Origin of the sequence: Streptomyces sp. WMMC1477, assembly GCF_027460245.1 — a bacterium.
Lineage (GTDB): Bacteria > Actinomycetota > Actinomycetes > Streptomycetales > Streptomycetaceae > Streptomyces.
Map to the genome: position 1 here is coordinate 4,243,319 of NZ_JAPZBD010000003.1, position 21,293 is coordinate 4,264,611.

Genomic DNA, 21,293 nt, shown 5'->3' on the forward strand with positions numbered 1-21,293 from the left:
CAGTACATTGACGATTAACCCTCGTTCACTTCCTTCTCCGAAGGGGCCGCAGCATGACTGGCACGACCGGCACCACCTCAGTGATCGTCGCGGGCGCCCGTACGCCCATGGGCCGACTGCTCGGCTCGCTCAAGTCCTTCTCCGGCGCCGACCTCGGCGGCTTCGCGATCAAGGCCGCCCTCGACCGTGCGGGGATCGGCGGCGACCAGGTCCAGTACGTGATCATGGGGCAGGTGCTCCAGGCCGGCGCGGGGCAGATCCCGGCCCGCCAGGCCGCCGTCAAGGCCGGCATCCCCATGAACGTCCCCGCCCTCACGATCAACAAGGTCTGCCTCTCCGGCCTCGACGCCATCGCGCTCGCGGACCAGCTCGTCCGCGCCGGCGAGTTCGACGTCGTCGTCGCCGGCGGTCAGGAGTCGATGACCAACGCCCCGCACCTGCTGCCGGGATCCCGCGAGGGCCACAAGTACGGCGCGGTGGAGATGCTCGACGCCATGGCCCACGACGGCCTGACGGACTCCTTCGAGGGCGTCGCGATGGGCGAGTCGACCGAGAAGCACAACACCCGCCTGGGCATCCCGCGCGACGTGCAGGACGAGATCGCCGCCGCCTCGCACCAGCGGGCCGCCGCCGCGCAGAAGAACGGGCTGTTCGAGGCCGAGATCACCCCTGTCGAGATCCCCCAGCGCAAGGGCGAGCCGGTCGTCTTCAGCAAGGACGAGGGCATCCGGGCGGAGACGACGGCCGAGTCCCTGGGCAAGCTGCGCCCCGCCTTCGCCAAGGACGGCACCATCACCGCGGGCTCCGCCTCGCAGATCTCGGACGGCGCCGCCGCGGTCGTCGTCATGAGCAAGGCCAAGGCCGAGGAGCTGGGCCTGGAGTGGATCGCCGAGATCGGTGCCCACGGCAACGTGGCAGGGCCGGACAACTCGCTCCAGTCGCAGCCGTCCAACGCGATCAAGCACGCCCTCGGCAAGGAGGGCCTCGACGTCGCCGACCTCGACCTCATCGAGATCAACGAGGCCTTCGCCGCCGTCTCCCACCAGTCCATGAAGGACCTGGGCGTGACCGCCGACAAGGTGAACGTCAACGGTGGCGCCATCGCCCTCGGCCACCCGATCGGCATGTCCGGCGCCCGCATCGTCCTCCACCTCGCCCTGGAGCTGAAGCGGCGCGGCGGCGGTACCGGTGCGGCGGCCCTGTGCGGCGGCGGCGGCCAGGGCGACGCCCTGATCGTCAAGGTGCCCGGCAAGTAACCCGGCGCAGGACCCGGCAACGCGTACACGCAACGGAGCGAGGAGCGCAGCACAGATGACGGTGGACGTCCCCGGACTGGTGGAGCAGGCCCGCGAGGGCAGGCCGCGGGCAGTGGCGCGGCTGATCTCACTGGTGGAGGGGGCGTCCCCGCATCTGCGTGAGGTGATGGCGGCCCTCGCCCCGCTGACCGGCAACGCCTACGTCGTCGGGCTCACCGGCTCCCCGGGCGTCGGTAAGTCCACCTCGACGTCGGCGCTGGTCAGCGCCTACCGCAGGATCGGCAAGCGGGTCGGTGTCCTCGCCGTCGACCCGTCCTCGCCCTTCTCCGGCGGCGCCCTGCTCGGGGACCGCGTCCGGATGTCGGACCACGCCTCCGACCCGGGCGTCTACATCCGCTCCATGGCCACGCGCGGCCACCTGGGCGGGCTGGCTTGGGCCGCCCCGCAGGCCATCCGCGTCCTGGACGCGGCCGGGTGCGACGTCGTCCTGGTCGAGACCGTCGGGGTCGGCCAGTCCGAGGTCGAGATCGCGGGCCAGGCCGACACCTCCGTCGTCCTGCTCGCCCCGGGCATGGGCGACGGCATCCAGGCGGCCAAGGCGGGCATCCTGGAGATCGGCGACGTCTACGTCGTCAACAAGGCCGACCGGGACGGTGCCGACGCCACCGCGCGCGAGCTCAACCACATGCTCGGCCTCGGGGAGTCCCGGGCGCCGGGGGACTGGCGTCCCCCCATCGTCAAGACCGTCGCCGCACGGGGCGAGGGCGTGGACGAGGTCGTGGAGGCGCTGGAGAAGCACCGCGCCTGGATGGAGGAGCGCGGCGTCCTCGCCGAACGCCGCACGCGCAGGGCGGCCCACGAGGTCGAGACCATCGCCGTGACCGCCCTGCGGGAACGCATCGCCGACCTGCACGGCGACCGCCGCCTCGGCGCCCTGGCCGACCGCATCGCCGCCGGCACGCTCGACCCCTACGCGGCGGCCGACGAGCTCGTCGCGGGCCTGACCGCCGGGTAGCCGCCCAGGCCCCTCAGACCCGGCCGCGACGGGAGCGCAGATGCTCCGCGACGGGCGCCAGGGTGGTCTGGAGGGCGCTCAGGCTCTCCGGGGCGAGCAGGTCGATGAAGTGCCTCCGCACCGACTCCACGTGGTGCGGGGCGACCTCCCGCATGGTGTTCCAGCCGTGGTCGGTGAGGCAGGCGAACAGCCCTCGCTTGTCCGTGTCGCAGTGCTCGCGCCGCACCAGCCCCGCGCTCTCCATCCGGGTGATCTGGTGGGAGAGCCGGCTCTTGGACTGCAGCGTCGCCTGCGCCAGATCGCTCATGCGCATCCGCCGGTCCCCGGACTCCGAGAGATTCACCAGGATCTCGTAGTCGTGCATGGTGAGGCCGAACGGCTGGAGGTCCCGTTCGAGCTGGTACATCAGCAGGCGGCTGACGTCGAGGTGCGTGCGCCAGGCCCGCTGCTCGTCGTCCGTGAGCCACTGCGGACCGTTTTCGGTGTCCATGCGGCGACTTTACCCAGCCCGCCCGGCTCAGCCGCCGTGAGCACCGGGAACGCCCGGCTGTCCCGGCACCCCGCCGACGGCCCGTTCGGCCATGAGCGTCTCGGACGACTGCAGCAGCACCGTGCCCGCGCCGGTGAACTCGAACTGGTGCTCCTCGCCCGAGGCGCCGCCCAGCCCCGTCAGCGCGCGGACCCCGCCGAGGAATCCGCGCAGGTAGCCGTGGTCGTAGTGGTGGCACGGCGACGGACAGTCGGCCCAGCCGACCAGCGCCTGCGGGTCCACCCGAACCGGGGGCTCGACGAAGTGCACCGGGCCGTTGGACGCGGCGACGAACTTCCCGGTGCCGATGAGCGTCACGAAGCCCGGGATGATGGACTGCTTGAGCGAGAGCGTCTCCTGGAACGCGAGCAGGTTGCCCGAACGGATCGTCAGGTTGCCCTCGTCCAGGTCGTAGGAGTTGACGTCGAAGGCGCGGTCGGCGAGCAGCAGCCTCCCCCGGCCCTGGGCCACGACCCAGTCGGCCGCGTGCAGCGGGGAGTGGAAGCTGCGGGCCACCAGCTGGTCGAGCGGGCCGTGGCCGATGCCGTCGAAGCGGATGTCGCCGAAGTAGGCGATCATCTTGCCCTTCTGGAGGAACCACTGGCCGTTCAGGTCCACGCTGAAGGCGTAGGGGTTGACGTTGTCGTCGACCGGCAGCGTGTGCGCGTCGTAGACCACCGGACCGTTCACAGCTTCTCCTCGCTCGCCTGGACGTAGACGGTTCCCTGGCCGGACAGTTCGAGCTGGAAGGCCTCCCCCGAGCCGCGGCCCACCATGTCCCGCCAGCCGAGGGCGGACGACAGCTTGTTGCGCAGGTCGCCCTGGTGGCCGACGTAGGCCTGCGGGTCCACGTGGACCGGACGCCGCGGCGTCACCGGCAGCTCCAGCACCCCGCCGTGGGCGAGGACGGCGACGCTGCCGTGGCCTTCCAGGGTGGTGGTGAACAGCCCCTGGCCCGTGGCCTGGCCCCGCACCATGCCCATGACGCCGCCCTGGGAGCCGAGGAAGACGGTGCCCTGGCGGAGCGTGCCCTCGAAGGCCAGCAGCCGGTCGGCCTCGACGTGCAGCAGGGAGCCGGCCAGCTCGACGACGTGCACGTGGTGGCCGCCGTGCCCGAACAGGACGCTGCCCCGCCCCTCGACGGTCATCAGCGGCGCGGCCTCGCCCCGCACCCGGCGCCCGATGGCGGACATCACCCCGCCCTGCCCGCTGGTCAGGTTGGGCGTGAAGGAGACGTCGCCGCGGTAGGCGAGCATCGCGCCGCGCTGGCTGTAGAGCCGCTCGCCGCCGCGGAGGTGCGCCTCGACCATCTGGCTGCTGATCTTGGTGAACCCCATCAGAGCTGTCCTCCCAGGGTGGTGCGCTCGCTGGGCTGGACGTAGACCAGGCCCTCGCCCTCGAAGTGGATCTGGAACGCCTCGCCGGAGCCCTCGCCGAGGAAGGTGCGGAAGGTCACTCCGCTCTGCAGCTCCTGGCGGAGCCGGCCTGAGTGGGCGAGGTAGGCGCCCGGATCGACGCGCAGGGGCGTCTGCGGAGTCACCCGGAGGACGATCGCCGGCCCCTGGGACGTCAGGGCCGCCTGCCCGGTGCCCTCGACCGTGGTGGTGAACAGCCCGTTGCCCTGGGAGGCGCCGCGCAGCCCGGTGAACGTCGTCCCGGTGCGCAGCCCGCCCTCGGTGCACAGCAGGTTGCTCGACTCCACGTGCAGGGTGTCCTGCCGGAGTGTGACGAGGGAGACGTCACCGGCGGCGTCGGCGAAGTAGCAGGTGCCCTTCCCCTTGACCTCCATGACCTCCATCTGCTCCCCGGTGAGCCTGCGGGTGACCATGCCGCGCAGGCCGTCACCCCCACCAGTGAGCCGTTTGAACGCCATCTCGCCCTCGTAGGCGATCATCGATCCGTTCTTCGCCCGCACGCTGTCACCGCTGAGGTCGACGGCGAGGACCTTGCCGCCCTGGAGTCGGAACTGAGCCACGGGCCCGAACCTACCCCGTGCGGGTGACGCTCCGGGAGGGTGCCACAATGTCCGGAAGCCTTGTGCTTTCCTTCACAAGCCCCTCCCAGCTTTTCCCGAGGACTCCCCGTGGACATGAAGACCGTCTCCGCCCTCCGCCGTCTCCGCCTCGTCTCCGTCGTCGAGGCGGTGTCCTACCTCGTCCTCCTGCTGTGCTCCGTGCTCAAGCGGACGACGGACTTCAACGCCGTCCCGGTGATGGGTGCGGTGCACGGCGCCCTCGTCGTGCTCTTCCTCGTCTTCCTGGCCGACGCCTGGAACCGCACCCGGTGGCAGCTCGGCCGTCCGCTGGTCTACTTCGTGCTCTCGCTCGTGCCGTTCGGCGGCTTCTACGCCGACACGATGCTGCGCCGCGAGTGCGAGGAGGCCGTGGCCGCCGGGCAGGACGCGGGCGAGCCGCAGCGCGAGGGCGTGGCGGGCGCGTGATCGTCGCCTTCTCGGTGACGCCGCTCGGGGTCGGCGAGGACGTGGGGGAGTACGTCGCCGATGCCGTCCGAGTGGTCCGCGAATCCGGCCTCCCGAACCGGACCGACGCGATGTTCACGTCGATCGAGGGCGAGTGGGAGGAGTGCATGGACGTCGTCCGCCGCGCGGTGGCCGCCGTCGAAGCGCGAGCGCCGCGCGTCTCCCTGGTCCTCAAGGCGGACGTCCGCCCCGGGGTCACCGATGGACTAACCCGGAAGGTGGAAACGGTCGAGCGCCACCTGCGCTGACCGACCCCCTCCCCAGCGCCCCCGCACCGGGCGGTCGCGCTGTACCACCGCCCCGGCGGGCCGGAGAGCAGAAGCCCTCCGGGGCCGCAAGGCGGCGGCGGACACCCTCCGCACTCCGTTCGACACGAAACCGCACGTCCCTTCTGCTGGGACGTGTCGGTTTCGTTCGAGTGAGTCGTGGAGGGACCGTGCGCCAGCAGGGCTACGACTACGAGAGCTACAGCCGACTCGCGGGGCCTCTCACCGAGCCTGACGCGTCGCCCTACCGGGTGCGCTACCGCAGCCTGCTGTCGCAGGAGCCGCACCGGGTGCGCGCGATCCTGCTGATGACGGCGGCCCCCGCGCTGTCGGCCGTGCTCCTCCTGTGGCTCGTGTGGCCGGACCACTGGACGGACCGGCCCGGAGCCGCCGGCTGGCTGGTGGCCGCCGACTGGGTGATGCTCGGCTGCATCGGCTGCATCGAGCTGTTCCGCTTCGTGAACGTGCTCTCCATCGCGCACGCCACGATGGTCGCCCGCGATCCTGTCCCCGTCACGCCCGAGCCCGGCACGCGGGTCGCCTTCCTGACGACGTACGTGCCGGGCAAGGAGCCCATCGAGATGGTGCGGGCGACGCTGGAGGGCGCCGTCGCCCTCCGCCACGACGGCGTGCTGGACGTCTGGCTGCTGGACGAGGGCGACGACGAGGTGGCCCGCGCCCTCTGCGCGGAGCTGGGTGTCCACCACTTCACCCGCCGGGGCGTCGAGGAGTGGAACCAGGACGACGGCGTCCACCGGGCCCGCACCAAGCACGGCAACTACAACGCCTGGCTGGCCCTGCACGGCCCCGACTACCACTACTTCGCCTCCGTCGACACGGACCACGTGCCGCTGCCCAACTACCTCGAACGGATGCTGGGCTACTTCCGCGACCCCGACGTGGCCTTCGTCGTCGGCCCGCAGGTGTACGGCAACTACACGCGGACCGTCACCAAGCTCGCCGAGAGCCAGCAGTTCCTGTTCCACGCCCTCATCCAGCGGGCCGGGAACCGCTACGGGGCCCCCATGTTCGTCGGCACCAACAACGCCGTGCGCGTCTCGGCCGTGCTGCAGATCGGCGGCCTGCGGGACTCGATCACCGAGGACATGGCCACCGGCTTCGAGCTCCACCGCACCCGCAACCCCGCCACGGGCCGGTGCTGGCGTTCCGTCTACACCCCCGACGTGCTGGCCGTCGGGGAGGGGCCGGCGTGCTGGACCGACTTCTTCACCCAGCAGACCCGCTGGTCGCGCGGCACGTACGAGACGATTTTGCGGCAGTTCTGGCGCGGCCCCCACCGCTTCCCCCCGGGCCGTCTCCTCAACTACTCGCTCATGCTGGCCTACTACCCCATGAGCGCCGTCACCTGGCTGCTGGGCGCCCTGAGCTGCACGCTCTTCCTCTGGCTCGGCGCCTCCGGGACGCAGGTCACCGCCGCCGTGTGGATGATGCTCTACAGCGACGTCGCCGCCCTCCAGATCGGCCTGTACGTGTGGAACCGGCGGCACAACGTCTCGCCCCACGAACCGGAGGGCTCCGGCGGCCTGGCGGGCATGGCCATGTCCGCGATCTGCGCCCCGGTCTACGCGCGCTCCGCCATGGCCGCGGTCCTGCGCCGCGACTGCCGGTTCGTCGTCACGCCCAAGGGAGGCACCGCCAGCCCCGACCGCCTCAGCACCTTCCGCGTCCACCTCATGTGGATCGCCGTGCTCGGCTCGGGGCTCGTGGCGTCCTTCGCCCTCGGCCACACCCACGCCGCCATGCGCACCTGGACGGTGCTGGCGCTCGTCGTCGCACTCGCCCCGGTGGCGCTGTGGAGCCTGTCCGAGTACCGCACGAAACGCGTTCGCCGCGCACCGCGCGACGAGCGCGAGCCCGCCCTCGTCGCCACGTCCAGCGGGAGCTGACCCATGCCCTACCGCCCGAGCAAGCAGTTCCGAAAGACCCTCATAGGCACCGGCGTCACCGTCGTCCTCGCCGGGCTCAACGCCCCGGCCGCCCTGGGCTTCGCCCAGGAACGGCTGCACGAGTACCGCATATCCCGGCCCGCCTACAAGGCGCGCTACGGGTCCTGGCAGATCATGGACGTCCCCTCGCAGTACCAGACCAACGCCATCCACGCCGCCCTGCTGCACACCGGCAAGGTGCTGCTCATCGCGGGCTCCGGCAACAACCAGGAGCAGTTCGACGCCGGCACCTTCGCCACGATCCTGTGGGACCCGGCGGACCACACCTTCGAGCGCGTCCCCACTCCCGAGGACCTGTTCTGCGCCGGACACGCCCAGCTCGCCGACGGCAGCATGCTGGTCGCCGGGGGCACCGCGCGCTACGAGGTCCTCGACGGGAAGGTGAAGCGCGCGGGGGGCGCCATGAGGGTCAAGAACGAGAACCCGGACGAGCCCCGCACCCTCCCCGAGGGCACCCGCTTCCGCTCCCCCTCCGGCAAGGAGTACGCGAGCACCGCCTCGGTGCTCGTCCCGCGGGCGGAGAAGGAGGCGGACGACGAGACCGGCGAAGTCACCGTCACCGCCAGCGAGGCCGTCGTCTTCGTGGAGGCCGTCGAGGAGGGCGAGGAGTACGTCACCGACGACCCGGCGCAGTACGAGATCGTCGGCCTTCGCGGCAAGGAGGCCGACAACCTCTACGGCCTCGCCGAGCAGCTCAATCTCGACAAGCAGGACTTCCAGGGGATCAAGGACTCCTTCGAGTTCGACCCCGTGGCCGAGAAGTACGTGCGCGTCGACCCCATGGACGAGGCCCGCTGGTATCCGACCCTCGTCACCCTGCCCGACGGCCGGGTGCTGTCCGTCTCGGGGCTGGACGAGGTCGGCGAGATCCTCCAGGGCGACAACGAGATCTACGACCCGGAGACGCAGAGCTGGTCCACCGGCCCCAAGCGCTACTTCCCGACCTACCCGGCACTGTTCCTCTTCGAGGGGGACAAGCTCTTCTACTCCGGGTCGAACGCCGGGTACGGGCCCGCCGACGAGGGCCGCGTCCCCGGGATCTGGGACCTGTCGGCCAACACCTTCGAGAAGGTCGGCGGGCTCAAGGACCCCGACCAGCTGGAGACCTCGAGCTCCCTGCTGCTGCCCCCGGCCCAGGACCGCAAGGTCATGGTGCTCGGCGGCGGGGGAGTGGGCGAGTCGGAGAAGTCCACGGAGCGCACCGCGATCGTGGACCTGACCGCGGAGAACCCCGTCTACCGCGACGGTCCCGATCTGCCGGAACCGACCCGCTACCTCAACAGCGTGATCCTGCCCGACGACACGGTCTTCACCACCGGAGGATCGCGCGACTACCGGGGCCGGAGCGACAGCGACATCCTCGCCGCGCAGATCTACGACCCGCGAAGCGGTGCGTTCACCGAGGCCGCGGCGCCCGAGGTGGGCCGCAACTACCACTCCGAGGCGCTGCTCCTGCCCGACGGCCGGGTCGCGACGTTCGGCTCCGACCCCCTGTACGCGGACGAGGACAACACCCGCCTGGGCACCTTCGAGAAGCGGATCGAGGTGTACACGCCGCCGTACCTGCACGGGGAGCGCGGCGAGAACCGGCCGGTGATCGGCGACGGCCCGGTGAAGCTGGAGCGCGGCGGCGAGGCCACGTATGCGACGCCGGACGCCGACCGCATCGCCACGGCCCGGCTGATGCGGCCGAGCGCCGTCACCCACGTCACCGACGTCGAGCAGCGCTCGATCGCGCTCGGTGTCGACCGGGCCCCGGACGGCGTGACGGTCTCGGTGCCGGACGACGGCTCACTGATCCCGCCGGGCTGGTACATGCTCTTCCTCACCGACGAGGAGGGCACCCCGTCGGTCGCGAAGTGGGTCCACCTGCCGTGAGCGGCCGCGGGGCACGCACCCCGCGACGCGGGTCGCGGCAGCCCGCCGGCCGGGTCACCCGCGCGCGTTGCGGGCCAGGCCCAGGGCGTACTCGGGCCACCACCGCCCGGCCTGCGGGCCGCCCCGGCACTCGCCGTCCGACTCGCCGGGGCGCTTGACCCACAGGTAGGCGTCGAGCAGCGGCTCGTCCGTGTCCCGTGTGGGCGGGGTGCCGAGGGCCCGCCCGGGCGGGTTGCACCAGGGCTCCTCCCCGCCGGTGTACGGGCCGTTGCCGTTGCGGCTGGAGTCGATCACGAAGTGCTGGCCGCCGAGCGCGGCGGAGAGCGCGCGCCCGTAGGAGGCCACGGCTTCGTCCCGGTGAAAGTTGGCCACGTTGAGGGCGAAGCCGTCGGCCGCCTCGATGCCGGCGCGGCGCAGCGGGCGGACCAGCTTCTCCGGGTCGGTGATCCAGCCCGGGTTGCCGGCGTCCAGGTAGACAGTCGTCCCGGGCAGCTGCCCGAGCCGGGCCACGGCCTCGGCGAGGAGGGTGTAGCGCTCCTCGTGGTGGACGGCGGGGGTGCAGCCGTCCACGATGTGCGCGACCGCGTCCGGCTCCAGGACGACGACGGCCTCGTGCTCGCCCACGGCCTCGGCGAACTTCTCCAGGTAGGCCCGGTAGGCGGCGGCGTCCGGGGCGCCGCCGCCCGAGTACTGGCCGCAGTCGCGGTGGGGGATGTTGTAGGCGACGAGCACCGCCGTCGTGCCGGTCGCCTCGGCACCCGCCACGGCCGGGCCGATGCGGGCGGCCGGGTCCTCGGGGGTGGGCCAGACCGCCGCGGGCCGCTCGGCGATCCGGCGCAGCATCTCGGCGTCCTTCCCGCGGCCCGCGCGTTCCCACTCCTCGACCTGCCGCGCGGCGTCGCTGTCCGGGTCGACCCAGAACGGGGAGGAGCCGGAGGCGACGCCGGCGCCGTCCGAGCCCGGCCGGTCGGCGGGGGCGGCGGCGCCCTGGCCCGAGCAGCCCAGGGCCGTGGCGAGCAGGGTGAGGGCGGCGAGCGCCCGCAGACGGCGGCCGGACATCGACTCTCCTCAGGAGACCGGGGGAACGCAGCGCGGATAACCCTGGCATAACGGACGGAAGGTCGGCCGGAGGGACACGGCGGGTGGCGGCCGGTGGCCGAGGTGTGAGATGCGGCTGATCACCATGTGGCCGCGCGGGTAGGGTCGGAGGCGTGCCCAAGCCGCTCAGTCTCTCCTTCGACCCGATCGCCCGCGCCGACGAGCTGTGGAAGCAGCACTGGGGTTCCGTCCCGGCGATGGGGGCGATCACCTCGATCATGCGCGCCCAGCAGATCCTCCTGGCCGAGGTGGACGCGGTGGTCAAGCCGTACGGCCTCACGTTCGCCCGCTACGAGGCGCTGGTGCTGCTCACCTTCTCCCGCAACGGTGAGCTGCCGATGTCGAAGATCGGCGAACGGCTCATGGTGCACCCCACGTCCGTCACCAACACCGTGGACCGGCTGCAGCGCGTCGGGCTGGTGGCCAAGCGGCCCAACCCGAACGACGGCCGGGGCACGCTGGCGTCGATCACCGACAAGGGGCGCGAGGTGTGCGAGGCGGCCACCCGCGACCTCATGGAGATGGACTTCGGGCTGGCGGCGTACGACGACGAGGAGTGCGCGGAGATCTTCGCGCTGCTGCGGCCCCTGCGCATAGCGGCCAAGGACTTCGACGAGTCCTGACCCGGACCGGGGGCTGCGCCCCGGCCCCTGTCCCGGTCCGCCCCGGCGTGTGTCGCGGGAGCCGCGGGCTGCCGCACGGCGGCGTCGGGTGCCCGGTTACGCTCGACGGGACGCCGCAGCCTGCCCGGGGCCACCCCCGCACCCCGGCCGTGCGGGCTGCCTGACGCGAGGAATGGGCTCTGTGAAGCAGAAGGTGCTGACCCGCTACCGGGTGATGGCCTACGTGACCGCCGTCTGGCTGCTCGTGTTCACGGGCTTCATCGTGGCGAAGTACGGCTTCGACACCGGCGACACCATGCTGGTCTCCCAGATCCACGGTGTGCTCTTCATCGTGTACGTGATCTTCGCCTTCGACCTGGGCTCGAAGGCGCGGTGGCCCTTCGGGCGGCTGCTGTGGGTGCTGGTCGCCGGGTGCATCCCGTTCGCCGCGTTCTTCGTGGAGAAGCAGGTGACGCGTGACGTCGCCCCGCTGGTGGAGGCCGAGCCCGCCGAGGCCCCGGCCGGCGTCTGACGCTCCCCGCGCTCCGGGTGGACGATCCGGGGCGCGCCGGATGCCGGAGGGGCCCGCGGTCGGCGCACGGCGGTGTCGGGCCGCTCCCGTCCCGGGTCGGCGTAGTACCCCACCTGCGACGCTGGCCAAATACTTGGACGTCCTAGTAAATTCGTGGGTATGGACGCTGACGCCATCGCAGAGGGCCGCCTTCGGTGGCAGGCCCGGTACGACGCCGCACGCAAGCGGGACGCCGACTTCACCACCCTGAGCGGTGACGAGGTCGACCCGGTCTACGGGCCGCGCCCCGGGGACAGCTACGAGGGCTTCGAGCGCATCGGCTGGCCGGGGGAGTTCCCGTTCACCCGCGGTCTCCACCCCACCGGCTACCGGGGGCGCACCTGGACGATCCGGCAGTTCGCGGGCTTCGGCAACGCCGAGCAGACGAACGAGCGCTACAAGATGATCCTGGAGGCGGGCGGCGGCGGGCTGTCCGTGGCCTTCGACATGCCGACGCTGATGGGCCGTGACTCCGACGACCCGCGCTCGCTGGGCGAGGTCGGGCACTGCGGCGTGGCGATCGACTCCGCGGCCGACATGGAGGTCCTGTTCAAGGACATCCCCCTCGGCGACGTCACCACCTCGATGACGATCAGCGGCCCCGCCGTCCCCGTCTTCTGCATGTACCTGGTGGCCGCCGAGCGGCAGGGCGTGGACCCGTCGGTGCTGAACGGCACCCTCCAGACGGACATCTTCAAGGAGTACATCGCCCAGAAGGAGTGGCTCTTCCAGCCCGAGCCGCACCTGCGCCTCATCGGTGACCTGATGGAGCACTGCGCGCGCGGCATCCCGGCGTACAAGCCGCTGTCCGTCTCCGGATACCACATCCGGGAGGCCGGGGCCACGGCCGCGCAGGAGCTCGCGTACACCCTGGCGGACGGCTTCGGCTACGTCGAGCTGGGCCTCAGCCGCGGGCTGGACGTCAACCGGTTCGCCCCGGGGCTGTCCTTCTTCTTCGACGCCCACCTGGACTTCTTCGAGGAGATCGCCAAGTTCCGCGCGGCCCGCCGCATCTGGGCCCGCTGGATGCGCGACGTCTACGGGGCGACGAGCGAGAAGGCCCAGTGGCTGCGGTTCCACACCCAGACGGCCGGGGTCTCGCTCACCGCGCAGCAGCCGTACAACAACGTGGTCCGCACGGCGCTGGAGGCGCTCTCCGCGGTGCTCGGCGGCACCAACTCGCTGCACACCAACGCGCTGGACGAGACGCTGGCGCTGCCCTCGGAGCAGGCCGCCGAGATCGCGCTGCGCACCCAGCAGGTGATCATGGAGGAGACGGGCGTCACCAACGTGGCCGACCCGCTGGGCGGCTCCTGGTTCGTCGAACAGCTCACCGACCGGATCGAGGCGGACGCCGAGAAGATCTTCGAGCAGATCAAGGAGCGCGGTCTGCGCGCCCACCCCGACGGCCAGCACCCCATCGGCCCGGTCACCTCCGGCATCCTGCGGGGCATCGAGGACGGCTGGTTCACCGGCGAGATCGCCGAGGCCGCCTTCCAGTACCAGCGGGCGCTGGAGAAGGACGACAAGAGGGTCGTCGGCGTCAACTGCCACACCGGATCGGTCACCGGTGACCTGGAGATCCTCCGGGTCAGCCACGAGGTCGAGCGCGAGCAGGTGCGCGTGCTGGCGGAGCGGAAGGGCTCGCGGGACGACGCGGCCGTGCGCACCGCGCTGGACGCGATGCTGGCGGCGGCGCGGGACGGCTCGAACATGATCGAGCCGATGCTGGACGCCGTCCGGGCGGAGGCCACGCTCGGCGAGATCTGCAACGCCCTGCGCGACGAGTGGGGCGTCTACACGGAGCCCGCCGGCTTCTGACCGGGAGGCGGTACCGGGAGCGGACGGGCAGCGGGCTCCCCCGGCTTCGGCCGGGGGCCCGTTTCACGTCTCCAGGGCCGTCAGCCCGCCGACGAGGAGGGCGGTGAAGCGGCGGGCCCAGGCGGCGTCGACCGACTCCGCGCTCACCAGGGCCCGGTGCACCACGGCGCCCGCGACGACGTCGAAGACGAGGTCCACGTGCGTGGCGGTCTGCCGCGGGTCCTCGTCGGGCGGCAGCTCGCCGCGCTCCTGGGCGCGCAGGCGGCCCTGGACGACGAGCCGCTTCTGCCGGTCGACGACGGCCGCCTTGAGCCGCTCCCGCAGCGCCGGGTCGTGGGTGGACTCGGCGACCACGGCCATCAGCGACGTCCGCGTCTCCGGGCGGGCCAGCAGGGCCGCGAACTGGAGGACCGTGCCCTCGATGTCGGCGGCGAGGCTGCCGCGGTCGGGGAGGGCCAGCTCGTCGAAGAGGACGGCGACGGCGTCGACGACGAGTTCGCTCTTGCCCGGCCAGCGCCGGTACAGCGTGGTCTTCGCCACACCCGCCCGGACGGCGATGTCCGCCATCGTCAGCCGTGACCAGCCCATTTCCACCAGTGCGGCCCGGGTGGCGAGGAGGATCGCCTGGTCGGCGGCGGTGCTGCGGGGACGTGCCATGGCGTGACCCTATCCGCCGTCCTGCGTTACGCTACGACCCGTAGCGAAATGACGTGCCGTGTCAGCGACGGCATCCTCGCGACGACCACGACGCCGGGTGGGGACCCGGCACACAACACCGCGCGAAGGGGGGAGACTGTTCCCATGCAGCCACGCAACATGTCCATGAGCGGAGTGGTCGACCTCGCCGCGGTGAAGGCGGCCGGTGAGGCCAGGCAGAAGGCGGAGGAGGCCCGCGCCCAGCGTGCCGCGTCCGCCGATGAGGGCGGCGGCGTCCCGGCCGGCGGCGGCCGCGTCGTCATCGACGTCGACGAGGCGACCTTCGAGAGCGAGATCCTCCAGCGCTCGGCCGAGGTGCCCGTCGTCATCGACTTCTGGGCCGAGTGGTGTGAGCCGTGCAAGCAGCTCGGGCCCGTCCTGGAGAAGCTCGCCCACGAGTACGCCGGGAAGTTCGTCCTCGCCAAGGTCGACGTCGACCAGAACCAGATGCTCTTCCAGCAGTTCGGTGTGCAGGGGATTCCGGCGGTCTTCGCCGTGATCGCGGGCCAGGCCCTGCCGCTGTTCCAGGGCGCCGCGCCCGAGCAGCAGGTCCGGCAGGTGCTGGACCAGCTCGTCGAGGCGGCCCGGCAGCAGTTCGGGATCGAGGGCGCCCCCGTCGAGCCGGGCGCGGAGGAGCAGGCGGTCCCGGCGGCCCCGGAGCCGCCCGCGAACCCGGCGCTGGCGGCGGCGCACTCCGCGCTGGACGCCGGTGACCTGGGCGGCGCGGTCCAGGCCTACAGGAACGTGCTCTCCGACGATCCGGGCAACCTGGAGGCGAAGCTCGGACTCGCCCAGGCCGAGCTGCTGGGCCGGGTGCAGGGGCTGGACGCAGCCCAGGTCCGCAAGGACGCCGCCGACCGTCCGGGCGACGTCGAGGCGCAGCTCCGCGCCGCCGACCTGGACCTGGTGGGCGGCCACGTCGAGGACGCCTTCGGCCGCCTGGTGGAGACGGTCCGCCGCACCGCGGGGGACGAGCGGGAGGCCGTGCGGGTCCGGCTCCTGGAGCTGTTCGAGGTCATCGGCGGTGAGGACCCGCGGGTGGTCGCCGCCCGCGGCGCGCTCGCCCGCGTGCTCTTCTGACGCCGGAGGCCGCTCGCGTCGAGTCCGTCTCGACCTCGCGACATAGCGACAAACAGCGACCGCGCTTTGCCAAAATTTGGTGAACGCGGTCGCTGTTACTTCTGGTAAGTCGGCCACTTCCCTACGTCCGAGTGCGCGCCGAGAAATCACCTCATAGCAGCGCATACCGCTGGCTACGGACGGTGCCCGGCGAGACGTTCCCGCGCCGTTTCCTTCATCTCTCCGTTACTCATAAGTAACGAGCCCCTTGTGCCGTCCCCCGTTGATGGACGACGATCGCCACGCTCGGTTCGTGAACGCAGCCCGGCAGCCATCCGGAGCCCGGCGTGAACGGAGTCCCCACCGAGCGACCGGGGCCTTTCCCGCCCCGGTGGAGTGTGGACAGGGGGGTCTCCGCCTCGGCGGCGGAGCCTGTCCCCCGGCCGTGCGCGAGCACGGCCTGTGGTTGTCGCTCGGGGGTGATCGCCGGCAGTCCGACGCACGTCTCACGTCGTCACCCCGTCGGCGCTCCTTCCCGAGGGCGTAGCACTTCTCCCATCCCAGTACCGGTCGCGGGCCGGCTGACGGGATGTACGTCCGAGAAGGAGGAAAGTCATGAAGTCCCAAGTTCGTGGCGGGACCAGATGGAAGCGGTTCGCCGTCGTCATGGTGCCGAGCCTGGCGGCCACGGCGGCGGTCGGCATCGGTCTGGCCCAGGGTGCGCTCGCCGCGTCGTTCAGCGTCTCCGGCCAGTCGTTCAAGGTGAGCGCTGACAAGCTCGTCGGCTACGACTTCGTTCAGTACGGCAGCTACACCGAGGGATACGACCTCAAGGGCAACAAGGCCAACCACCCGGTCGCGGTCTCCGGCTTCAAGCGCGCCGAGATCACGAACATGTGCCAGTCCGTCGTCACGCCCGACGTGCCGTTCATCGGCTCCGTCAGCCTCAACCTGACCGCGGGCACCGGCGACACACCGGTGAAGGCCAAGAACCTCTACCTGGACGTGGCCGACCTGGACGCCGACGCGACCTTCACCAACATCGACATCGGTGTGGCGACGAAGGACGCGAAGAAGGGGCCGGGCATCCAGCCGGGCACCGAGGACCGCGTCAACCCGTTCGGCTTCGCGCAGCAGGCCGAGGAGGTCCTGCTGACTGACGTCGAGCAGCGTGCGTGGGCGACCACCGCGGGCACCTTCGAGCTCAGCAACCTGAGCCTGCGCCTGCACAAGGGCGTCAAGGAATGCTACTGAGCACCCCTTGACGCGGGTGGGGGCCGGCTGCGGCCCCCACCCGCGTCTCCCGCACCTCTCTCCACCTTCACCACGGCATTGCCGGTTCCAGGGAGCTGTTTTCCATGAGCGCCGAGTCTCCGGGTCTCCGCGGCCGACTCACCGACTGGCGGCTGCGGTTCCGCGCCTGGCGGCGCAGCCGGCCCTTCTGGGCGGGTCTGCTGACCCTGCTGGGCGGTCTGCCGATCGCCTACTTCCCCTACGCCAACCTCAACCTCGGCCACATGACGCTGACGATGGCCACCACCGCGGGAGCGGGCTCACTGATCATCGGCGTGCTGCTGGTGACGCTCGGCCTGACGATGTGGTTCCAGCAGGTGGTCCGGGTCTTCGCGGGCGTGGCCGCCATCCTGCTTGCCCTCATATCCATACCCATCTCCAACCTGGGCGGGTTCTTCATGGGCTTCCTGCTCGCCCTCGTCGGCGGGGCCCTGTCCGTGTCGTGGGCGCCGCACGAGCCGGCCGACGAGAGCGGCGAGGACGACGGCGAGGACCCCGCGCGGACGTCGGCGACCCCGGCCGGGGACGCCGAGGACCAGGCGCCCGAACCGGCGGCGACCGAGCGGCCGGAGCCGGAGCCGTCGAAGTCCGCGCGGCCGGAGGCCGGGCAGGCCGAGGCGTCCGGGGAGGAGGCACGCGAGGAGACGGCCCGTGAGCCGGCCGTCGCCGGGGCCGAACCGAGCGGGGGGAAGATCAGTGCAGCGTGACGACAAGCCCGGGCCCGAGGCCGGGCAGGAGGCCCTCCGCGGCCGCGCCACGGGCCCGCGCCACGCGGCGCCGCGCAGGTCGCTGCTGATGAGGGTGCAGCTCCCCGCGGGACGGGCCATCGCGCTCGCGGCCATGCCGAGCGCCCTGCTGTTCGGCATGGGACTGACGCCCAAGCTGGCGCTGGCCGACGAGCCGGTGAACCCCTTCGCGCCGGGACCCTGCGTCACCCAGCCGGACGAGGGGAGCCAGCCCGAGCCGGAGCGGCCGGAGCGGGAGACCGGCGAGGGCCAGGACGGGAGCGACGGCGAAGGGGACGGCGAGGACGGCGGTGCCGGGGAGTCCGAGGCCCCAGAGCAGCCGGCGGAGCCGGAGCCGGCCCCGGAGCCCACCGAGACGGCGCCCGAGCCGGAACCGGAGCCCGAGCCGCAGCCGGAGCCGGAGCCGGACAACCCCTGGGACCCGCTGGGCCTGGGCGACGCGCTGGAGGATCTCTTCACCGGCGGCGACGAGCGGTCCACCGCGCCGCAGGGCGGTTCGGAGGCCGTGGTCGAGCCGCAGCAGGAGACGGTGGCGCAGCCCGCGGCCGAGCCGGAGGGCACCGACGCGGTGACCCGGACGGTCGACGACACGGTGGAGCGTGCCGACGACGCGGTGGACGAGACGGAGCGGGCGATCCGCGACGCCGCCGAGCAGGCCGGTGCCGACGTCGAGGAGCTGCCCGAGGACGTCACGGACGGGGTGACGCGGGAGCAGCAGCCCCAGCCGGACGCCGACGGCAAGCAGCCCTTCCCCTGCCCCACCCACGACCCGGAGGCGCTGGCCAACGCCGAGCTGGAGCAGGGCATCCCGCTGCTGCCCGACGAGCCGTGGCGGCTGGAGTCCTCCAAGCTGGTGCTGCGCGGGCTCGACTACCACGGCATCGTCGAGGTCAGGACGGCCGGCGGCAAGGTCAAGAAGGCGCTGAAGTTCACGGCGGACACCGTGGACATCGGGAATCTGCACCAGCTGGTGGTGGGCCCCCAGGGCACGACGTCGCACGTGCAGGCGGAGCCGGGCTCGACGTCCACCTTCCGGGGCGGCACGGTGACGATGTACACCGAGGAGCTGAAGGGCAACCTGTTCGGGCTGATCCCGGTGACGTTCAGCCCCGAGACGCCGCCGCCGCTGAACGTGCCCTACGCCGTCTTCACCGACGTGCACGTGACGCAGGCGGCCCAGTTCGGCGGCACCCTCACCATCCCGGGCATGCGCCTGTACTCGGACTGAGGCCCGCGGCCGGGGCATGCCCCACGGCGTGGGAAAGGCCGGGCCCGCCGCACAGCGCGGCGGGCCCGGCCTCCTTCGTCCCGGGAGGAGCCGGGTCAGTGACTGCCCTGGCCCAGGTGCAGGACGCGGACCATGTTGGTCGTGCCGGGGACGCCCGGCGGCGTGCCGGCGGTCATGATCATCACGTCGCTCTCGCTGTACCGCTGGAGCTTCAGCAGCTCCCGGTCCACCAGGTCGACCATGGCGTCGGTGTTCTCCGCGTGCGGTACGACGAACGTCTCGACGCCCCAGCTCAGCGTGAGCTGGTTGCGGGTGCCGGGGTCCTCGCTGAAGGCGAGGATCGGCTGCTCGGCCCGGTAGCGCGAGAGCCGCCGCGCCGTGTCGCCCGACTTGGTGAAGGCGACGAGCGCCTTCGCGCCGAGGAAGTCGGCCATCTCGCAGGCGGCCCGGGCCACCGAGCCGCCCTGGGTGCGCGGCTTCTTCCCCGGCACCAGCGGCTGGAGGCCCTTGGAGAGCAGCTCCTGCTCCGCCGCGATGACGATCTTGGACATCGTCTTGACGGTCTCGATGGGGAACTGGCCGACCGAGGACTCGGCCGACAGCATCACCGCGTCGGCCCCGTCCAGGATCGCGTTCGCGACATCGGACGCCTCGGCGCGCGTCGGCCGCGAGTTGGTGATCATGGACTCCATCATCTGGGTCGCCACGATGACCGGCTTGGCGTTGCGGCGGCACAGCTCCACCAGGCGCTTCTGCACCATCGGCACCCGCTCCAGCGGATACTCGACCGCCAGATCGCCACGGGCCACCATGACGCCGTCGAACGCGAGGACGACGTGCTCCATGTTCTCGACGGCCTGCGGCTTCTCGACCTTGGCGATGACGGGCACCCGGCGCCCGACCTCGTCCATCACCCGGTGCACGTCGCGCACGTCCGAGGCGTCCCGCACGAAGGAGAGGGCGACCATGTCGGCGCCCATCCGCAGGGCGAACCTCAGGTCGTCGACGTCCTTCTCGCTGAGCGCCGGGACGTTGACCGCCGCGCCGGGCAGGTTGATGCCCTTGTGGTCGGAGACGACGCCGCCCTCGATGACGATCGTGTGGACCCGCGGCCCGTCGACCTCGGTGACCTGCAGGGCCACGTTGCCGTCGTTGATGAGGATGGGGTCGCCCTTGGAGACGTCGCCGTTGAGGCCCTTGTAGGTCGTCCCGCAGATGGTCTTGTCGCCGGGGACGTCCTCCACGGTGATCGTGAACTCCTCACCGCGGACCAGCTCGACCGGGCCCTCGGCGAAGGTGCCCAGCCGGATCTTGGGCCCCTGGAGGTCGGCGAGCACGCCCACGGCGCGGCCCGTCTCCTCGCAGGCCTTGCGGAGCCGGGCGTAGCGCTCCTCGTGCTCCCGCTGGGTGCCATGGCTCATGTTGAAGCGGGCCACGTTCATGCCTGCCTCGATCAGCGTCTTCAGCTGTTCGAAGGAGTCAACGGCTGGGCCCAGGGTGCAGACGATTTTGGAACGGCGCATGGTGTCGATCCTATCGTTTTGTTTAGACGCCAAACGTACTGGGGGTGATCTGCCTCACCCCGCATCCTTGACCAGGGCATATGTCTGCGTGGCGATCTCCAGCTCCTCGTCGGTGGGCACCACGGCGACGGCGACCCGAGCGTACTGCGGCGAGATGACGCGCGCCGTGGACGACTGCTCGCGGTTCAGCCGCTCGTCCACGGCGAGCCCCAGCTCCGCGAGCCCGGCCACGGCGGCCCGCCGCACGCGCGGCATGTTCTCCCCGACGCCCGCCGTGAAGGCCACCGCGTCCACCCGGCCGAGGACCGCGCAGTACGCCCCGATGTACTTCCGCAGCCGGTGGACGTAGATCCCGAAGGCCAGCTCGGCGGCGGCGTCGCCCTCGTCCATCCGGCGGACGACCTCCCGCATGTCGTTGTCCCCGCACAGGCCGAGGAGCCCGCTGCGCCGGTTCAGCAGCTCGTCCACCGCCTCAGCGTCCAGACCGGCCGTCCGGGTCAGATACGTGACCACCGCGGGGTCGAGGTCCCCGGAGCGGCTGCCCATCACCAGCCCCTCCAGAGGGGTGAAGCCCATCGAGGTGTCCACGCAGCGCCCGGCGGCGACGGCGGCGGCCGAGGCGCCGTTGCCCAGGTGCAGCACGATGACGTTCACCTCCGCGGGCTCCCTGCCCAGCAGCTCGGCGGTGCGGCGCGAGACGTGGGCGTGCGAGGTGCCGTGGAATCCGTAGCGCCGGATGCCGTGGGCGTCCGCCGTCTCCACGTCGACCGCGTACCGCGCGGCGTGCTCCGGGAGCGTCGCGTGGAAGGCCGTGTCGAAGACCGCGACCTGCGGCAGCCGGGGGTTCAGCGCGCGGGCGACGCGGATGCCGCCGAGGTTGGCCGGGTTGTGCAGCGGCGCCATCGGGGTGAGCCGCTCGATCTCGGCGAGCACGGCGTCGTCCAGCACCGTGGGCCGGGTGAACCGCGACCCGCCGTGGACGACCCGGTGCCCGACGGCGGCCAGCTGGGGGGAGCCGAAGCCGAGGCCGTCCCGCTCCAGCTCCTTCGCCAGGGCGCGCAGCGCCGTCTCGTGATCGGGGACGCGCGGCGTGGTCTCCCGCCCGTCCCCGCCGCGCGGTGTGTGCACCAGCCGGGAGGCGTCCTCACCGATCCGTTCCACCAGCCCCACCGCGAGCCGGGTGCGGTCGGTCATGTTCAAGAGTTGGTACTTCACGGACGAGGAGCCACTGTTGAGGACGAGGACGTGGCTGGCGGTCATGCCGGG

The 21,293-nt window shown here is 71.9% G+C and carries 21 protein-coding genes; 13 read left to right on the top strand and 8 right to left on the bottom strand.

Translation table 11 applies throughout. From position 1 onward, the window contains the following. Positions 1-53 precede the first annotated feature (53 nt). Both O7609_RS19060 and meaB read left to right on the top strand, forming a co-directional pair. A complete protein-coding gene (locus O7609_RS19060) occupies positions 54-1,256 on the top strand; it encodes an acetyl-CoA C-acetyltransferase (RefSeq protein WP_269735787.1) in 1,203 nt (400 codons plus the stop codon). Positions 1,257-1,311: 55 nt separating this feature from the next. After that, on the top strand, positions 1,312-2,271 hold the full coding sequence (gene meaB, locus O7609_RS19065; protein WP_269735786.1) for a methylmalonyl Co-A mutase-associated GTPase MeaB: 960 nt from the start codon (positions 1,312-1,314) through the stop codon (positions 2,269-2,271). 13 nt (positions 2,272-2,284) lie between these two features. On the opposite strand, the gene O7609_RS19070 is transcribed toward meaB, so the two are convergent. Genes O7609_RS19070 through O7609_RS19085 form a run of 4 tightly spaced genes read right to left on the bottom strand, consistent with a single transcriptional unit; the run spans position 2,285 to position 4,775 of the window. Beyond that, positions 2,285-2,761, bottom strand: coding sequence for a MarR family winged helix-turn-helix transcriptional regulator (locus O7609_RS19070; RefSeq protein ID WP_269743946.1), 477 nt, complete (start codon positions 2,759-2,761; stop codon positions 2,285-2,287). A gap of 27 nt (positions 2,762-2,788) precedes the next feature. Further along, the gene (locus O7609_RS19075) at positions 2,789-3,490 is read right to left on the bottom strand and encodes an AIM24 family protein (RefSeq protein WP_269735784.1); all 702 of its coding nucleotides are present in this window, start codon (positions 3,488-3,490) and stop codon (positions 2,789-2,791) included. Beyond that, positions 3,487-4,137 carry an AIM24 family protein gene (locus O7609_RS19080; RefSeq protein WP_269735783.1) on the bottom strand — a complete coding sequence of 217 codons (651 nt, stop codon included), beginning with the start codon at positions 4,135-4,137 and terminating at the stop codon, positions 3,487-3,489. The genes O7609_RS19075 and O7609_RS19080 overlap by 4 nt, the downstream gene beginning before the upstream one ends. Next, positions 4,137-4,775 (bottom strand): AIM24 family protein, encoded by a 639-nt coding sequence (locus O7609_RS19085; protein ID WP_269735782.1) that lies wholly within the window; start codon positions 4,773-4,775, stop codon positions 4,137-4,139. Before O7609_RS19085 ends, O7609_RS19080 begins: the two co-directional genes overlap by 1 nt. A gap of 108 nt (positions 4,776-4,883) precedes the next feature. Between O7609_RS19085 and O7609_RS19090 the strand changes: the two genes are divergently transcribed. The 4 genes from O7609_RS19090 (at position 4,884) to O7609_RS19105 (ending at position 9,390) form a co-directional block, all read left to right on the top strand. Further along, positions 4,884-5,240, top strand: a complete 357-nt coding sequence (locus O7609_RS19090; protein WP_269735781.1) for a DUF3817 domain-containing protein — start codon at positions 4,884-4,886, stop codon at positions 5,238-5,240. Beyond that, a complete protein-coding gene (locus tag O7609_RS19095; RefSeq protein WP_269735780.1) occupies positions 5,237-5,527 on the top strand; it encodes an MTH1187 family thiamine-binding protein in 291 nt (96 codons plus the stop codon). Before O7609_RS19090 ends, O7609_RS19095 begins: the two co-directional genes overlap by 4 nt. 188 nt (positions 5,528-5,715) lie before the next feature. Continuing rightward, entirely contained in the window at positions 5,716-7,452 is a 1,737-nt protein-coding gene (locus O7609_RS19100; RefSeq protein WP_269735779.1) for a glycosyltransferase family 2 protein, read from the top strand. Positions 7,453-7,455: 3 nt separating this feature from the next. Then, on the top strand, positions 7,456-9,390 hold the full coding sequence (locus tag O7609_RS19105) for a kelch motif-containing protein (protein WP_269735778.1): 1,935 nt from the start codon (positions 7,456-7,458) through the stop codon (positions 9,388-9,390). A gap of 54 nt (positions 9,391-9,444) precedes the next feature. Here the strand turns inward: O7609_RS19105 and O7609_RS19110 are convergent, their stop codons facing one another. Next, complete coding sequence (locus O7609_RS19110) at positions 9,445-10,449, bottom strand: glycoside hydrolase family 6 protein (protein WP_269743947.1); 1,005 nt, start codon at positions 10,447-10,449, stop codon at positions 9,445-9,447. A 152-nt stretch (positions 10,450-10,601) separates the two neighbouring features. Here O7609_RS19110 and O7609_RS19115 point away from each other — a divergent pair, with 152 nt between their 5' ends. The 3 genes from O7609_RS19115 to O7609_RS19125 all read left to right on the top strand — a co-directional run bounded on the left by O7609_RS19115 (position 10,602) and on the right by O7609_RS19125 (position 13,482). Continuing rightward, complete coding sequence (locus tag O7609_RS19115) at positions 10,602-11,111, top strand: MarR family winged helix-turn-helix transcriptional regulator (RefSeq protein WP_269735776.1); 510 nt, start codon at positions 10,602-10,604, stop codon at positions 11,109-11,111. A gap of 172 nt (positions 11,112-11,283) precedes the next feature. Beyond that, positions 11,284-11,622, top strand: a complete 339-nt coding sequence (locus tag O7609_RS19120; RefSeq protein WP_269735775.1) for a DUF3817 domain-containing protein — start codon at positions 11,284-11,286, stop codon at positions 11,620-11,622. Positions 11,623-11,781: 159 nt separating this feature from the next. Further along, complete coding sequence (locus O7609_RS19125; protein WP_269735774.1) at positions 11,782-13,482, top strand: acyl-CoA mutase large subunit family protein; 1,701 nt, start codon at positions 11,782-11,784, stop codon at positions 13,480-13,482. Between the two features lie 63 nt (positions 13,483-13,545). Here the strand turns inward: O7609_RS19125 and O7609_RS19130 are convergent, their stop codons facing one another. After that, positions 13,546-14,139 (bottom strand): TetR/AcrR family transcriptional regulator, encoded by a 594-nt coding sequence (locus O7609_RS19130; protein ID WP_269743948.1) that lies wholly within the window; start codon positions 14,137-14,139, stop codon positions 13,546-13,548. A gap of 144 nt (positions 14,140-14,283) precedes the next feature. Between O7609_RS19130 and O7609_RS19135 the strand changes: the two genes are divergently transcribed. The 4 genes from O7609_RS19135 (at position 14,284) to O7609_RS19150 (ending at position 18,504) form a co-directional block, all read left to right on the top strand. Further along, positions 14,284-15,258, top strand: a complete 975-nt coding sequence (locus O7609_RS19135; protein ID WP_269735772.1) for a tetratricopeptide repeat protein — start codon at positions 14,284-14,286, stop codon at positions 15,256-15,258. A 594-nt stretch (positions 15,259-15,852) separates the two neighbouring features. After that, entirely contained in the window at positions 15,853-16,491 is a 639-nt protein-coding gene (locus O7609_RS19140; protein ID WP_269735771.1) for a DUF6230 family protein, read from the top strand. Between the two features lie 104 nt (positions 16,492-16,595). Continuing rightward, positions 16,596-17,237 (top strand): DUF6114 domain-containing protein, encoded by a 642-nt coding sequence (locus O7609_RS19145; protein WP_269743949.1) that lies wholly within the window; start codon positions 16,596-16,598, stop codon positions 17,235-17,237. Continuing rightward, on the top strand, positions 17,227-18,504 hold the full coding sequence (locus O7609_RS19150) for a hypothetical protein (protein WP_269735769.1): 1,278 nt from the start codon (positions 17,227-17,229) through the stop codon (positions 18,502-18,504). The genes O7609_RS19145 and O7609_RS19150 overlap by 11 nt, the downstream gene beginning before the upstream one ends. A 95-nt stretch (positions 18,505-18,599) precedes the next feature. Here O7609_RS19150 and pyk read toward each other — a convergent pair whose 3' ends face one another. Together pyk and O7609_RS19160 are read right to left on the bottom strand one after the other, a co-directional pair. Continuing rightward, positions 18,600-20,027, bottom strand: coding sequence for a pyruvate kinase (gene pyk, locus O7609_RS19155; protein ID WP_269735768.1), 1,428 nt, complete (start codon positions 20,025-20,027; stop codon positions 18,600-18,602). Between the two features lie 54 nt (positions 20,028-20,081). After that, a complete protein-coding gene (locus O7609_RS19160) occupies positions 20,082-21,287 on the bottom strand; it encodes an acetate/propionate family kinase (RefSeq protein WP_269743950.1) in 1,206 nt (401 codons plus the stop codon). Positions 21,288-21,293: the final 6 nt, after the last annotated feature.

Bases quoted from the DNA above. Each gene is read 5' to 3' on its own strand.
- O7609_RS19125 (WP_269735774.1), top strand. From the start codon at position 11,782: ATGGACGCTGACGCCATCGCAGAGGGCCGCCTTCGGTGGCAGGCCCGG.
- O7609_RS19110 (WP_269743947.1), bottom strand. From the start codon at position 10,449: ATGTCCGGCCGCCGTCTGCGGGCGCTCGCCGCCCTCACCCTGCTCGCC.
- O7609_RS19140 (WP_269735771.1), top strand. From the start codon at position 15,853: ATGAAGTCCCAAGTTCGTGGCGGGACCAGATGGAAGCGGTTCGCCGTC.
- meaB (WP_269735786.1), top strand. From the start codon at position 1,312: ATGACGGTGGACGTCCCCGGACTGGTGGAGCAGGCCCGCGAGGGCAGG.
- O7609_RS19135 (WP_269735772.1), top strand. From the start codon at position 14,284: ATGCAGCCACGCAACATGTCCATGAGCGGAGTGGTCGACCTCGCCGCG.
- O7609_RS19060 (WP_269735787.1), top strand. From the start codon at position 54: ATGACTGGCACGACCGGCACCACCTCAGTGATCGTCGCGGGCGCCCGT.
- O7609_RS19130 (WP_269743948.1), bottom strand. From the start codon at position 14,139: ATGGCACGTCCCCGCAGCACCGCCGCCGACCAGGCGATCCTCCTCGCC.
- O7609_RS19160 (WP_269743950.1), bottom strand. From the start codon at position 21,287: ATGACCGCCAGCCACGTCCTCGTCCTCAACAGTGGCTCCTCGTCCGTG.
- O7609_RS19080 (WP_269735783.1), bottom strand. From the start codon at position 4,137: ATGGGGTTCACCAAGATCAGCAGCCAGATGGTCGAGGCGCACCTCCGC.
- O7609_RS19105 (WP_269735778.1), top strand. From the start codon at position 7,456: ATGCCCTACCGCCCGAGCAAGCAGTTCCGAAAGACCCTCATAGGCACC.
- O7609_RS19120 (WP_269735775.1), top strand. From the start codon at position 11,284: ATGGGCTCTGTGAAGCAGAAGGTGCTGACCCGCTACCGGGTGATGGCC.
- O7609_RS19145 (WP_269743949.1), top strand. From the start codon at position 16,596: ATGAGCGCCGAGTCTCCGGGTCTCCGCGGCCGACTCACCGACTGGCGG.
- O7609_RS19070 (WP_269743946.1), bottom strand. From the start codon at position 2,761: ATGGACACCGAAAACGGTCCGCAGTGGCTCACGGACGACGAGCAGCGG.
- pyk (WP_269735768.1), bottom strand. From the start codon at position 20,027: ATGCGCCGTTCCAAAATCGTCTGCACCCTGGGCCCAGCCGTTGACTCC.